Source organism: Aurantibacter crassamenti, from assembly GCF_016811105.1.
Lineage (GTDB): Bacteria > Bacteroidota > Bacteroidia > Flavobacteriales > Flavobacteriaceae > Aurantibacter_A > Aurantibacter_A crassamenti.
Map to the genome: position 1 here is coordinate 757,411 of NZ_JAFBGM010000001.1, position 13,960 is coordinate 771,370.

General features: G+C 35.7%; 10 protein-coding genes. 9 read left to right on the forward strand and 1 reads right to left on the reverse strand.

Annotated elements, in window-relative coordinates; all coding sequences use genetic code 11:
- Positions 1–18: 18 nt before the first annotated feature.
- The 9 genes from JQC67_RS03195 (at position 19) to JQC67_RS03235 (ending at position 11,511) form a co-directional block, all read left to right on the forward strand.
- Positions 19–1,710: a SusD/RagB family nutrient-binding outer membrane lipoprotein gene (locus JQC67_RS03195; RefSeq protein WP_203251419.1), complete on the forward strand. Its 1,692-nt coding sequence runs from the start codon at positions 19–21 to the stop codon at positions 1,708–1,710.
- A gap of 150 nt (positions 1,711–1,860) precedes the next feature.
- A complete protein-coding gene (locus tag JQC67_RS03200) occupies positions 1,861–3,081 on the forward strand; it encodes a hypothetical protein (RefSeq protein ID WP_203251420.1) in 1,221 nt (406 codons plus the stop codon).
- Between the two features lie 5 nt (positions 3,082–3,086).
- Entirely contained in the window at positions 3,087–3,782 is a 696-nt protein-coding gene (locus JQC67_RS03205; protein WP_203251421.1) for a formylglycine-generating enzyme family protein, read from the forward strand.
- An 11-nt stretch (positions 3,783–3,793) separates the two neighbouring features.
- Positions 3,794–6,148 (forward strand): hypothetical protein, encoded by a 2,355-nt coding sequence (locus JQC67_RS03210; protein ID WP_203251422.1) that lies wholly within the window; start codon positions 3,794–3,796, stop codon positions 6,146–6,148.
- Between the two features lie 56 nt (positions 6,149–6,204).
- A complete protein-coding gene (locus JQC67_RS03215; protein ID WP_203251423.1) occupies positions 6,205–7,188 on the forward strand; it encodes an ROK family protein in 984 nt (327 codons plus the stop codon).
- A gap of 43 nt (positions 7,189–7,231) precedes the next feature.
- Complete coding sequence (locus tag JQC67_RS03220; RefSeq protein WP_203251424.1) at positions 7,232–7,867, forward strand: D-sedoheptulose-7-phosphate isomerase; 636 nt, start codon at positions 7,232–7,234, stop codon at positions 7,865–7,867.
- Positions 7,868–8,017: 150 nt separating this feature from the next.
- On the forward strand, positions 8,018–9,313 hold the full coding sequence (locus JQC67_RS03225) for a DUF3748 domain-containing protein (RefSeq protein WP_203251425.1): 1,296 nt from the start codon (positions 8,018–8,020) through the stop codon (positions 9,311–9,313).
- A gap of 21 nt (positions 9,314–9,334) precedes the next feature.
- Positions 9,335–10,567: a sugar MFS transporter gene (locus tag JQC67_RS03230; RefSeq protein ID WP_203251426.1), complete on the forward strand. Its 1,233-nt coding sequence runs from the start codon at positions 9,335–9,337 to the stop codon at positions 10,565–10,567.
- Positions 10,568–10,590: 23 nt separating this feature from the next.
- A complete protein-coding gene (locus JQC67_RS03235; RefSeq protein WP_203251427.1) occupies positions 10,591–11,511 on the forward strand; it encodes a dihydrodipicolinate synthase family protein in 921 nt (306 codons plus the stop codon).
- 178 nt (positions 11,512–11,689) lie between these two features.
- Here the strand turns inward: JQC67_RS03235 and JQC67_RS03240 are convergent, their stop codons facing one another.
- Positions 11,690–13,915 carry a ligand-binding sensor domain-containing protein gene (locus tag JQC67_RS03240; RefSeq protein WP_203251428.1) on the reverse strand — a complete coding sequence of 742 codons (2,226 nt, stop codon included), beginning with the start codon at positions 13,913–13,915 and terminating at the stop codon, positions 11,690–11,692.
- Positions 13,916–13,960: the final 45 nt, after the last annotated feature.

Below are 13,960 nucleotides of genomic sequence, written 5' to 3' on the forward strand. Positions count from 1 at the left end.
AAATTAAAAAATAAGAATATGAAATTAGTTAAAAACATAGCAATTCTATTTCTTTTTGTGCCATTGTTAGTTATAGTTTCTTGCGATGATGGCTTGGTAGAAATAAATGAAAATCCAAATGGGATTGAACCCAGTTTGGCCGACCCTAACTTGTTAATAAGCGCTGTAATGACAGGTATTGCAACAAGTACAACCTCAAATGGTTATTCTGGCGATACCGGAGCGGCTTCACAATTTATACAGAAAGATTCGTGGTCGAACAATCGATACGATTGGGAAACTGGATCCATCTGGAATTCAAATTACGGGTTACTTAGAACTAATAAAGTAGCTTATGAAAGAGCAGTAGAACTTGGGTTACCATTTCATGAGGGAGTTACTTTAATATTAAAATCAATGTTATTTGGTAGTTTGACAGATTACTATGGTGACATTCCTTATTCTCAGGCTTTAAATGGAAGTGGTGATTTGGAAGGAGAACGACCAGCATATGATACCCAAGAAACAGTTTACAAGAGTATTATAGCAGATTTAGAATTGGCTTCAAGTCTTTTAGGAGGTTCAAATTACGAAGGTGTCATAGCTAGTCAAGATGTTTTTTATGGCGGTGATGCTTCAAAATGGCAAAAGTTAGCTAATTCTTTAGCACTACGCTATTATATGCGTCTGTCCGAAAAGTTACCCGCTTATGCAGAAGCTGGTGTTACGAGTACGTTAGCAAAACCATTAATAAGTGAGATTGATGATGAGCTTGTACTAAGTTATATTGGTGGTATTTCTGAACAATCATGGCCAAGTAGTGGACAGTTTGGCACTGCTTCTGATTTTTATAGAGTAAAGCCTTGCACAACCATGACTGATAAATTAAAGGAATTAGAAGATCCTAGAATTGCTGTATGGTTTGCTCCTGTAGCAGTACCTACAAAAGTGGTACCTGCAGCAGAAGTACCAGGAGGAGGAGATATGGCCGAAGAAGATGGTATTCGCTATATTAATGCGGAAACCATGGCAGCCAACAATATAGCAATATACTCACAAGACACATATGCAGCTGAGTTAGAAGCAGGTAATAAATTGGTAGATACCAGTAGCGTTTATGTTGGCCTACCTGTTGCAGTTAGTGCTGTAGACCCATATGAATATAACTTAAATTCAGAAGGTTCTAGAGGTGGTACAAATGCATATGTTTCACGAATGAATGAAGTATTCAATCAAAAAGACGATGGTGGAAACCTTTTAAAAGCACGTTTGTTTTCGTTTGCTGAATTATCATTTTTAAAAGCTGAAGCAGCGGTTAGAGGCTGGGGTTCTGACGCCGAAGGAAATTATTTAGCAGGCATTCAAGCTTCTTTTGATGTATGGGGTGTTTCAGATGATTACACTGCGTATGTTGCAAATCCAGATGTAGCTTTTAATGGTACGTTAGCGCAAATAATAGAACAAAAATGGATTGCCAATATGTTTAATGGCAATGAAGCATATTTAGACTGGAGAAGAACCGGTTTACCAGAATTAAATGCTGGGCCATTTGCAAGAGAAGATGTTATGCCATTACGTTTTATTTATCCAAGTGATGAAATCGACAATAATGGAGCGAATTATGCAACAGGAGCTTCTACTTTAGAAGAAACCGCATATAGTTCAACAGATCCAGACGATAGTCCATATTCTCGTCCTTGGATCGTTCAAGGTGTTTCAAAACCATGGTAATGTAAATGAATTAGCAAAAACCTTTTACTTTTTTATTGTTTTTGAGTTAATTATTTAATTGCCTGAGGAAACTCAGGCAATTTTATGAAATATAGTTTCAACTATTTTTATATAGATTCACGATACAAATTTTGAAGAAAATTTAATGACATGAAAAAATCAGTCTTCATAATAGTTTTAATCCTTTCCGGATGCTTTAATACAGAAATTTGGGGGCAAAAAGTTAACGTGTTTCCTAAAAAAACGGATCCACTTCACAAAAAGGTGGATATGTTTGATAGACTAATGTTGGGTAATCATTGGAATGAAGGCGCAATAATGCAGCGCGTTATTTTTCCTCCAGCTGGTTTAAATAGACCCATTATTGGTCCTCAAGCAGACTGTTTAGATCCTACTTCAGAATTGTTGGCTGCCTATTCACATAAATATGCAATTACAAAAGATGAAAAAGATAGAGAAATTGCAAACCAAATATTTGAAGCAATATTAAAACTTGAAAAAGTAACTGGGGTAAGTGGTCTTGTTGCCCGTAGTTTTAATCAAACAGATAAACCCCTATGGCACGAAGAAACCTTTTGGTATCATGAATGGCATCAATCTTCATCAATGCCTGGGTACAGATGGTTAGGTGATTTAAGTGCTGATAAATTCACTTCTATTTTTTATGGTGTTGGAACTTTCTGGGAATTATGTGCCGATGAAAATTACAAAACACAAGCAGCCGGACTTTTAGATCGCTTTATAGGAAGAGTAGTTGATGACAATTTTAAATTGACAGACCTTGATGGCAAAATGACCTTATGGGGTAATTTTTGTCCAGATTTACCACACCAAGAGTTAAATTCTTTAGAGATGTTAGCCGCCCTTAAGGTGACACATCACATTACTGGTAAAGAACGATACAATGCTGCCTATCATATGCTTATTGACAGATACAATTACGATGACCATCAAATTAATTCAAAAATACTTTTCCCCGAAGAGTGGCGAAATGTAGGTGATGATTATCATGCAGCCCGATCACTATATATGATTATGCGATATGAAAAAGATCCTTCATTACTTCTCAAATATAAAATGAATTTAAATCGTCATTGGTATGATTGGAAAGATATGGAATTTGACTTTGAGAGCTCAATTTGGTTCATAATGGTTTATCAAGTACTTACCGATGAAAATATAATGACAGAAGAGCGACAGTTGGCGATAAAAAACATGTGGGGTTTTGAACGAAAAACCAAGGAATATAATGTGCCTCAAAAAGATGGTACTTTTAAAAAGATAAAATCAGAAGAAGAAGGAACTGCTGCAGCCATGATTCGTAATTATTGGTTTGGCAGATATTATGGATTAATTGATGCAAAATGGTGATTAAGATGAGAAAATTAATAATCAATATACTGTGTTTTTTTAGTTATGTAATTGTTTTTGGACAAACAACTCCTGAACCACCTGAAGGAATGGTTTACGTGCCAGCAGGCAATTTTATTATGGGAAGTGAAAATGGAGATCCAGATGAAAAACCAAAACAAATTGCAACTACTGAAGCCTATTTTATTGACAAATACGAAGTAAGCAATACTGAATTTGCAAAGTTCGACCCTACTTTTAAGTTCTCAGAAGAAAAGAAAAACAATGCAGCAATTGTGACTTGGTCTCAAGCAAATGCATATGCAACATGGGCAGGTAAAAGATTACCCACCGAAAAAGAATGGGAAAAAGCAGCAAGAGGTACAGATGGTCGAATTTTTCCGTGGGGCGATACGTATGATAACACTTATGTGGTATGGGATCAAAAAAGCACCAGAGGTACATCAATTGCAAAACCAGAAAGTATTTATGGTTGCTTTGATATGGCAGGTGGCGTTTGGGAATGGACATCAGATTGGTACCAACCATATCCTGGAAATACAACACCGATGGAGCAGTATGGCGAAAAATATAAAGTAATGCGCGGGGGGTCAAATTTCAATAATCATTCTTTTATCCGCAGCTCACATCGCTATTATTTGTTACCCGAAAAAATTAGTGCTTACCCAGTTGGTATTAGGTGCGTGAAAGATGTAGACTAACAACATTTAAAATGAAATCAAATTTTAATATAAAAGTCGGTTTTAAAAGATTTGTACTCTTTGCATTGACAATTAGTTATATCTCTTGTACTCAAAACACAAATCAAACAGTAGATGTATCAGAAGCAACAATTATCTTTTCTACTTCAATTACAGATACTTTTCAAGAAACTGCTACAACAATTTTAAAAGAAGAAATAGAAAAACGGACACAATTAAAACTTGCTGCCAATAACGATTTAAATACGAACACCTTTATTGCACTTTCGCTAAGCAAAGACAAAAATCTTAATGAATTTTCAATACCTAATAGAACAGAAGAAAAACCTGAATATAAAAAAGAAGGCTATCGTTTGGTATATGAAAAAACAAACGGTAAAAACATTATTTGGGTTATTGCTAGTGATAATAGAGGATTGCTTTATGGCATTGGAAAACTATTAAGAACTGCAAAAATGCAGGAGAAGAAGATTGCGCTTTCATCTAATATTGATATTTCTGAATCCCCAGAATTTGAATTGCGCGGACATCAATTTGGTTATCGAAATACAGCAAATTCATGGGATTCGTGGACAGTAGCACAATTTGATCAGCACTTTCGTGAACAAGTACTTTTTGGTGCGAACAGTTTTGAGAACATACCATTTCAAAACCCCAACTCTAGTGTTCACTTTAAAATTCACCCTCAAGAAATGGAGGTTGAATTAAGTAAGATCTGTGACAAATATGAAGCTGATTATTGGGTTTGGACACCTGCTCCACATGATTTATCCATTCAGAATGCACATCAAAAAGGTTTGGAAGAACAAGAAGCATTTTATGCTCGTTGCCCAAGACTTGATGGTGTATTTGTACCTGGTGGTGATCCTGGTGAGAATCATCCTTCCAAACTAATACCATATCTAAAAGATCTATCTGTACTATTAAAAAAACACCATCCTGATGCTGGTATATGGGTATCACTGCAAGGTTTTAATGAAGAGAAAGTATCCTATTTTTTTGAATACCTACAAACTGAAAATCCAGATTGGCTTAAAGGGCTAGTATATGGGCCAAGCAGTCCACCAATTGATGTTGAACGCGAACTACTTCCTGAAAAATACAAACATCGCTTTTACCCAGATATTACACACACTGTTCGTTGTCACTATCCTGTTGAAAATTGGGATCAAGCGTTTGCGCTTACTTTAGGAAGAGAACCTTGTAATCCACAACCAAATCATTATGCTAAACTATTTAATCAAGACGCATCGTTTACAGATGGTTTTATTACCTATTCTGACGGTTCACATGATGATATAAACAAAGTTGTTTGGAGCCAATTAGGTTGGAATTCTAAGGTTAATATTGAAAATACAATTCTTGAATACAGTAGATTTTTCTTTGGTGAAGCAATAGCAGAAGATGCTGCTACCGGAATTTTAAATCTAGAAAAAAATTGGGAAGGTCCTCTAATTGGAAATGCTATTGTAAAAAAAACATTATCACATTGGCAAAAATTAGAAAATGAAAATCCACAATTACAAGATAATTGGCGCTGGCAACAATTACTAATGCGAGCCTATTATGATGCATATATTCAAGACCGTTTAACCTATGAAAAAAATCTAGAATCAGAAGTATATGATTTAATTGCTGACGCCAAAAATAAGGGTGTAGACAAAACAATGCAAAATGCACTTGAACATTTAAAAAAGGCGGATAGTGAACCAGTTTCACAAGATTTAAAGAAGAAGGTTTTTAATTATGCAGATGCTTTATTTAAATCTGTAGGTGCGCAAACAAGTGTTGAAAAATACAATGCAAGTGGAACCGAACGAGGTGCAATTCTCGATTTGATTGATCATCCTTTAAATAATAGATGGTGGCTAGAAGATGAATTTAAAAAAATAGAAAAGCTAAAAACAGAAGAAGAAAAACTAAATAGATTATTGTTTTTAAAGACTTATGAAAACCCAAGTGAAGGTAGTTTTTATGATAACATTTCTAGTGCTGATGCGAAACATGTAACGTCTAAAACTGATGACGCAATTGACTTTTTATGGGAAAACAATGGTAAAAGTAGAAAACGACTTTCAACCCAATTATTTCAATTTACGCCAACATTAGAATATAATGAACTTGATCCCGATGCAAGTTATATTATACGTGTTTCAGGGTATGGAGAAGCTCTTTTACGGGCCAATGGTCAACTTTTGAAACCAACAAAATATGAAAAAGACTTTGAGCAATTCAAAGAATTTCCTCTATACAAGAAGCTTATAAAAGACGGAAAACTTAAAATCACTTTTGACAAACCTGACGAAGAACATTTGAATTGGAGAAAGCAATCGCGAGTGACCGATGTTTGGATTTTAAAACAATAGTTGATTACTTTCACTATAGCACACTAATTCTAGTTTGATTTAAGAATTTGCAGAAAATGACACAGGTAACTCATAACAAAAAACCATCATCCTTTTACATAGGCCTAGATATTGGTGGCACCAAATGTGCTATTGTTTTGAGTGATATAGAATTCAACATCTACGAAAAGGTGTTTTTTGAAACCAATGTAGAGCGCGGACCAACCGCTATAATCAATGAATTCAAGCTTCATATTCATCAACTTCTTGAAAAATACAATCATAAAAACTTAGTGAAAATAGGTATAAGCTGTGGTGGGCCACTTAATTCAAAAAAGGGATTAATAAAATCACCGCCTAATTTACCTGGCTGGATTGATATTCCGATTGTTGCTATTCTTAAAGAGGAATTCGGTGTTGATGTTGCCCTTCAAAATGATGCCAATGCATGTGCTTTAGCCGAATGGATGATGGGTGCTGGAAAAGGAACAGAAAACATGATATTTCTAACTTTCGGAACAGGAATGGGAGCCGGACTTATTTTAAATGGTAAAATCTATTCAGGTACCAATGATCTTGGAGGAGAAGTAGGTCATCTACGCTTAGCAGATGACGGGCCCGTAGGTTTTGGTAAAGCTGGATCGTTTGAAGGATTCTGTAGCGGAGGCGGTATTGCAAAATTGGCTAAGAGTGTGGTTCTAGAAAAGCTTCAAAATAACATATCAGTTGAGTTTTGCTCTTCAACAAAATATCTCGATAAATTAACAGCTAAATCAGTGTTTACTGCTGCAATACAAGGTGATACAACAGCACTCGAAATTGTAAATATATCAGCAAAATATTTAGGAAAAGCACTGGCACTACTAATCGATACTTTAAACCCAGAATGCATTGTAATCGGCAGCATTTACGCTAGAAACGAAGCCTTATTAAAACCCTTGGTTTATGAAGTGCTTGAAAAAGAAGCGATACCCGAAGCACTAGAAGTTTGTCGCATTTTACCTGCAAAACTTGGTGATAAAATAGGTGATTATGCAGCATTAGGTGTTGCTATGCAGTAGAAAATCTACAGTCAAAAAACATATTGAAGGATAATAAAATAGTATGAAATTAGAAGATGTACTCGAAAAATTAATAAAACGCTATCCATCGTTAGCATCTTGTAGTGAAGCAGTATTAAACGCGGGGGAAGAATTGATAGATTGTTATCAAAACGAAGGCAAGTTATTGATATGTGGTAATGGAGGTAGTGCTTCCGATTCCGATCATATCGTAGGAGAACTAATGAAAAGTTTTTCAAAAAAACGTCCGGTAACCAGTGAATTTTCGAACCAATTACAAGAAAGCTCAAAAGAAAGAGGAGCACTATTGGCTTCAAAATTAGAAAGAGGCTTATCAGCTATTTCATTAAATGCTCATGGAGGTTTGATTTCCGCTATTTCAAATGATATTGGTGGTGATTTTATTTTCGCCCAACAGGTATTAGGTTATGGTAAAAAACATGACGTTTTGTTAGCTATAAGTACCTCAGGAAATTCGGTAAATGTTTTAGATGCATGCATCACAGCAAAAGCCTTAGGCATGAAGGTGATTGGTTTGTTGGGCGAAACAGGAGGCAAAATAAAAGCCTTTTGCGATGTAGCAATTTGTGTGCCGGCAACCAATACTGCAGCAGTACAAGAATATCATTTACCAGTTTATCACACACTTTGTATCATGGTTGAAGAAACCATTTTTTAATTTGAAAGATGAATGATTCAATTTTATCGAGCATCAATTAAAGAAACAACTTAACAAATGAGCGCTTCAAGAATTTCGAGCTTTGTAGTATTTCTGGTGTTAACACTTATGATAAGTTGTAAAGAAAAAGTAGTGTCTAAAAATAACATAATGACCGAAAAACAAATCACTTTCAACGCAAAAACCCATGCCTTGGATAATAATGATAATTTCTCACCTGACGGACAGTTTTTATGTTACGATACACGGTATATGGTCTTCAATACTAATCTTGCAAATAGCAAGTCCGTAGAAAAAGTTGCCATTGCCACTGGTGAAGAAACGATACTGTGGCAACCGGAATCTGTTTCAGGAGAAAATGGGGCTCCTGGGGTAGCAGCAGTTTCGTACCATCCTACAGAAAACAAAGTTATTTTTATTCATGGACCTCAACTAGATGAAATTGATACAAGAGGCTATTATGATATAAGAAATAGAAATGGAGCAATAGTTAGCGCTGACGGAAATGGTGAATTTTCAATAGCTGATTTAAGAGATGTTGCTACTGATAGACCTACGACTTCAGGAGCACAACGTGGTGGAACACACCGACATGAATATTCTAGAAATGGGGAGCGAATTGGTTTTACATATGATGACTTTTTACAGCAAGATTATGATCGTACTATTGGTTATATGGAAGCGAATAAAAATGCCCCTGACGGATTCGATCATTATTTTGCTGTATTGCTAAAACCGACTAAAAAAGGAGAATCAAAACCAGGAGAAATAGAAAAAGCTTATGGCGATTCATGGGTAGATTCTCTTGGATCCAAACGTGCCTTTATTGGAAAAGTAAGAGCAGAAAACGGTATTGATTATGAGACATCCTTATTTGTAGCAGAAATATCAGATTCAGTAGAGATTAAGTCGGCCTATTCTGGCGATGCCAATACATATCCAGAACCTCCAAAAGGAATTCAAATAAAAAGGTTGACACATAGTACATCGGACGAAGGCATTGTAAGAGGGTCATATTCTGGTAAACAGATAGCCTATTTATCAAAAGATGAAAAAGGCATATTACAGGTTTTTGTAATTCAGGTTGACGGTTCGGATCGCGCTGAAGAAATAGAAAAGAAACCGAAACAGGTCACTAATTTCGCAGCTGATGCCAGTTTTGTTCGTTGGCATCCTTCTGATCAATGGTTGTTTTGTATTAGTAACGGAAAGGTGTATGCTAATTATGTGGGTTCTTCGAAAGATTTTGGAAAATCAATTTTACTGACCCCAAATAATTTGAACCGAGAAGCTTTGGTTGTATCTCAAGATGGCAAATTATTGGCCTACAATATAAATATCCCACATGCTACTGCATCTCGAATAATAGATGGAAAACAGACAAATGAGTATAAACAAATATTCGTTTTAGAGCTCAAAGATACGCTCAACCTATCCATCCAATAAGTACTTAAAAAAATCAACGATTTGAAAAACGCTACACAAACCAATAACTACCGAGGTGCTTTTGCACTAATGACCACACTTTTTTTCATTTGGGGTGCTATTGTGTCACTTAATGATATTCTGATTCCGCATTTCAAAGGTTTGTTCGAGATGAATTATACCGAAACAATGCTCATTCAATTCTGTTTCTTTGGTGCATATTTTTTAATGGCAGTTCCCGCGAGTTTACTCATTGAGCGCATTGGATATAAAAAAGGTATTTCAATAGGTTTGATAACCATAGGCCTAGGTGCACTATTATTTTTACCTGCATCATGGGCAGTTTCCTATCCATTATTTCTATTCGGATTATTTACCATGGCAACAGGAAGTGTAATTCTACAAGTTGTAGCCAATCCATATGTTATTATTTTAGGAAAACCAGAAACAGCATCGAGTCGCTTAAACTTAGCACAGGGTATTAATTCTTTAGCCACTACCCTAGCTCCTTTAGCAGGAGGTTTTTTGATTTTAGGACACTATAATTCTCCAAAAGAGGCGGCCGCTGCAGTTGAAGGCCCATATGTTGGCTTGGCTATTTTTGCCTTTGTTATTGCTACCATTTTCTTTTTCTTAAAATTGCCAACAGTATTGGAAACGGATGGAGTAAAAGTAAAGGGCAATGTGTTACGTTTTCGACAACTACGTTTGGGAGCTATCGCATTAATGCTTTATGTTGGAGCTGAAGTCGCAATTGGCAGTTTTATTGTCAACTTTTTAGGTGAAGCAAATATTGCTGGTTTTGCTGAGAAAAAAGCTGCTACTTATATTCCTATTTATTGGGCAGGGTTAATGATAGGCCGATTTTTAGGTTCTGCAATTCTTCAAAAAGCAAGTGCACAGAAAGTGTTATGTGCCTCAGCCTTGGCTTCAGTTCTTTTGCTTGCTGTAACTATACTTACAAACGGTTATGTTGCCATGTGGGCTATGCTCGCTGTTGGACTTTTCAACTCAATAATGTGGTCTAATATTTTTACTTTGGCCGTAAGTGGTTTGGGTAAATACACAAACAAAGCTTCCGGTATTTTGGTAATGGCACCCGTTGGTGGGGCTATATTACCCCTATTACAAGGAGTTCTAGCGGATATGCCAGCAATTGGTTTACACCTTTCATATATATTACCACTATTGTGCTATGTATTTATAATCTATTATGCGCTTAATGGATATAAACCCGGTGCGAACGAATTGGCACGAGTTGAAGCTAGCAATTGAGTTTTACAAATAATTCAAGACACTTGAAAAAAGAATTGTACCCACTTCACGGAATTGTAACCGTTTTAAACACGCCGTTTACAAAAGATAACACTGTAGATATAGCTGCACTGAAAACAAATGTAACCTATGCAATTGAAGCAGGAGTTACAGGATTCTTAGTGCCTGCAATGGCTGCAGAAGTATATAAATTATCAGCTACAGAGCGGCTAAATATGGTGGCTGCAGTTCTTGAAGAATCTAAAAATATACCAGTTATAGCTGGCATTGGTGCTCATACAATTGAAGAAAGCAAAAAGCTACTACAATCGCATTTAGACTTGGGATGCAAAAATGTGCTATTCCAAATTCCATATAAAAACGACGCACAATTTGAATCGCAATTTGCAGAATTAGCAAGTTTAGGTCCTGAAATGATTATGCTACAAGATTGGGATTTTTCAGGCGATGGTTTGTCTGATAGTTTAATAGCAAATCTTTTTGAAAAACACGAAGCCTTTCGTTGCTTAAAAATTGAAACAGTGCCTGCAGGGGTAAAATATTCAAGAATTTTAGAGTTAACAAAAGGTCATCTAAATTTAAGTGGGGGCTGGGCTGTTTCTCAAATGATAGAAGGACTTAAGAGAGGTGTACATGCATTTATGCCAACCGGAATGCATTATATTTATACTGAAATCTACCAACGTTTTCAGAACGACCAAACAAAAGAAGCAATAGAATTATTTAATAAAATATTACCTGTTTTAGCTTTCTCAAATCAACATCTTGATATTTCAATCCACTTTTTTAAGCGCCTACTTTTTAAACAAGGTATTTATAGTACTCCTAACGTAAGAACTCCTATTTTGAAGTTTGACAAAGTTCATCAAAAAATCGCTGATAAACATATTCGACATATCATTGAACTAGAATATGATTTAAAGTTAAAACGAAACGTAAAATAAAAACATATTTTACTATTAATACACACTATTACTCCGGAATTAAATTGTGGTATTTATTGAAGTAATAAGGTAAAAGATAAAAAGTGCCTTCGTATTCTGAATAGCCATTTCCTTCAGTTTTATCTAACCTCACTTAAGAAAAAACGTGGAAAACATCTTTCCTGAACGAGCCCTTTTTTTACTGTTGCGGTGCGCTTATCACACCCAAATATCGACCCATCCAATAGGGTAATAACCAGATATCACCTGCAGAATATTCTTCTCTGCCATTACCTCCCCCATCTAGTGTAAACATGTTGCCATTATGTCTTTGGATTCGACGCTCATCTGGTGGTAATACTTCTTTAGTTGTCTGCTCTCTGAAGTTTGGCTCTATCAATTCTATGTCTTTTCTATGGCTATTTTTAACATCCCAAGCAACCATATCCATTGGGTGTTCTTTAAGGTACCATACAGCTTCATTCAAATCAAATTCAGCTGTGCCAGTTAGTGCGGTCATAATATTCCAAGCACCCTCTTTTTCAGGTCGTTCAGCCTCCCAGTGATCAATAATGGCTTCTTTATATTTTAATTTGAGTGAATCATTAAATGCATAATTGTATAATCCCCAATAGCCTACAAAGTACATTTCATCATCAGAATGATTCCATGATTCTGAAAGCATTTTACTCCAATCATCTGCATTTTCCGGAGCAGGCGCAACTTCTTTCATCGGCCGCATTAAGTTTTCTAAATACCCATGATTATCCATTAAATCAAAAGCTTTCTCCCTATATTTTTCTTTCCCGGTAAAGTGATAAGCAGTTTGTAGCATAGCAATAATATTCGATGAATTCACTTTTCGATCGCCTACCATTTTTGGTCTCGCATTTACATATTCAGGATTCCATTTTCCCCAAGTGGTAGGTTTTCCATCAAAATCAATCATATACATATCATTACGAACTACATGACTCATTAAAGTGTCAATTAAGGTAATTGCGCGATCTTTTAAATCATTCTCCATTAGCTCTGCAATTACACCATATGCAAAAATATGTCCGATAGCCTCATCACTACTGGTGGTTGATTTCCAGTCCCATTCTGGATTGTTTGTATGCTGCCACCGGTCAGGATCGTGCAATTTTTCAATGTAGCCACTACGCTCAAAAGAACGAGAAGGAAAGCCTGGGACCGGATTAATACTGAACAATCGTTCCATAGCCTCCATTGATTCTCTACAATTTTGAAGTGCATCTTCTGATTTGGTTACCGCATATCGAAAAACTTCACCAGCTAAATACATGGTAGTCCATAAACCATCATTGTCAGAATCAGAAAGGCGACCAGAATCAAAATTTCCATTATCCATATCAACCAAAGTGGCATTAAAGCCTAATCGAATATGTCTATTTCTAACTTGATTTTCATAGTACAATGCCTTATCATACAGCGTCATTTCTTTAAATATGATATGGCCTAAACCTGCATCGGTCAAAACCAAAACAGACCCATCATTGCCAGCAGAAATTCGTTTTACATCATTACTAGGTAACCATCTTTTCCCGTAATAATAATCGAATTTACCATCTTCACGTAGTTTAAAAGCACCCTCATTAGAGCCAAACCAAAGCTCACCATTAATAGTTTCTATCGTTGTTATTTGGTTGGCTGGTAGCTTGTTTTGAATAGCACCAATTTGCTTGCCAGTATTCGCATCTAACTCAAAATATCCATTAGGAGTGCCAAGAATTAATTTATCTTCTAGCAGCGCAAATGAGGTTAATTTTTGCACTTGCTGTATTGTTTTTAACGTATTATTGGAAGCATCAAAACTTGAAATACTATGTTCACCTAAAATCCAAAATATATTATTTGCAGCTTGGTACCATATCGCTATAAGTTCATCGTCAATTTTTGATTTCCAAGATGGTTTATCTTTAGAAAGAAATTGTAACGCTTTACCATCACTAATTAAAAAATTAAAATTATCACCAGCTGTAAGTAATTTAGCTTTGGGTAAATCATGTAAAAGATAAAGGCTTCCGGCCCATGCATTACTAAAAACCGCTTTATCATCTAAATAGACAAACTGATTTTTATACAAAGTAAGTCCACTTATATTTTTGTCTGTTAGCGGGCGATATGTTTTGTCTTTAAGTAGTGTACCCGGATATAAAAATTGCCCATCATGCGTTCTAAGTAGGCCTTCTGAAGAAAGTACCTGAATAACACCATTTCGATCCATTTGAACCTGTGAAAGCTCACTTTCTTCAGCATTATACTTAATACTTAAATCTTGAACATAAGGTACATCTTGATAATTAGGAATTTGAGAAACCGCTTCTTCTTTTTTCTCTGTATTGTTACATGATACGATTAGAAGTGAAATTAGCCAAATGCAATAGTGATATCGTTTTTTCATAAAAGATCGAAATTTAGATGATTCGATGATGGTTTAGAATAGACT

Excerpts from the sequence above, each read along its gene's own strand:
- JQC67_RS03195 (WP_203251419.1), top strand. The coding sequence starts at position 19 with ATGAAATTAGTTAAAAACATAGCAATTCTATTTCTTTTTGTGCCATTG.
- JQC67_RS03200 (WP_203251420.1), top strand. The coding sequence starts at position 1,861 with ATGAAAAAATCAGTCTTCATAATAGTTTTAATCCTTTCCGGATGCTTT.
- JQC67_RS03205 (WP_203251421.1), top strand. The coding sequence starts at position 3,087 with ATGAGAAAATTAATAATCAATATACTGTGTTTTTTTAGTTATGTAATT.
- JQC67_RS03210 (WP_203251422.1), top strand. The coding sequence starts at position 3,794 with ATGAAATCAAATTTTAATATAAAAGTCGGTTTTAAAAGATTTGTACTC.
- JQC67_RS03215 (WP_203251423.1), top strand. The coding sequence starts at position 6,205 with ATGACACAGGTAACTCATAACAAAAAACCATCATCCTTTTACATAGGC.
- JQC67_RS03220 (WP_203251424.1), top strand. The coding sequence starts at position 7,232 with ATGAAATTAGAAGATGTACTCGAAAAATTAATAAAACGCTATCCATCG.
- JQC67_RS03225 (WP_203251425.1), top strand. The coding sequence starts at position 8,018 with ATGACCGAAAAACAAATCACTTTCAACGCAAAAACCCATGCCTTGGAT.
- JQC67_RS03240 (WP_203251428.1), bottom strand. The coding sequence starts at position 13,915 with ATGAAAAAACGATATCACTATTGCATTTGGCTAATTTCACTTCTAATC.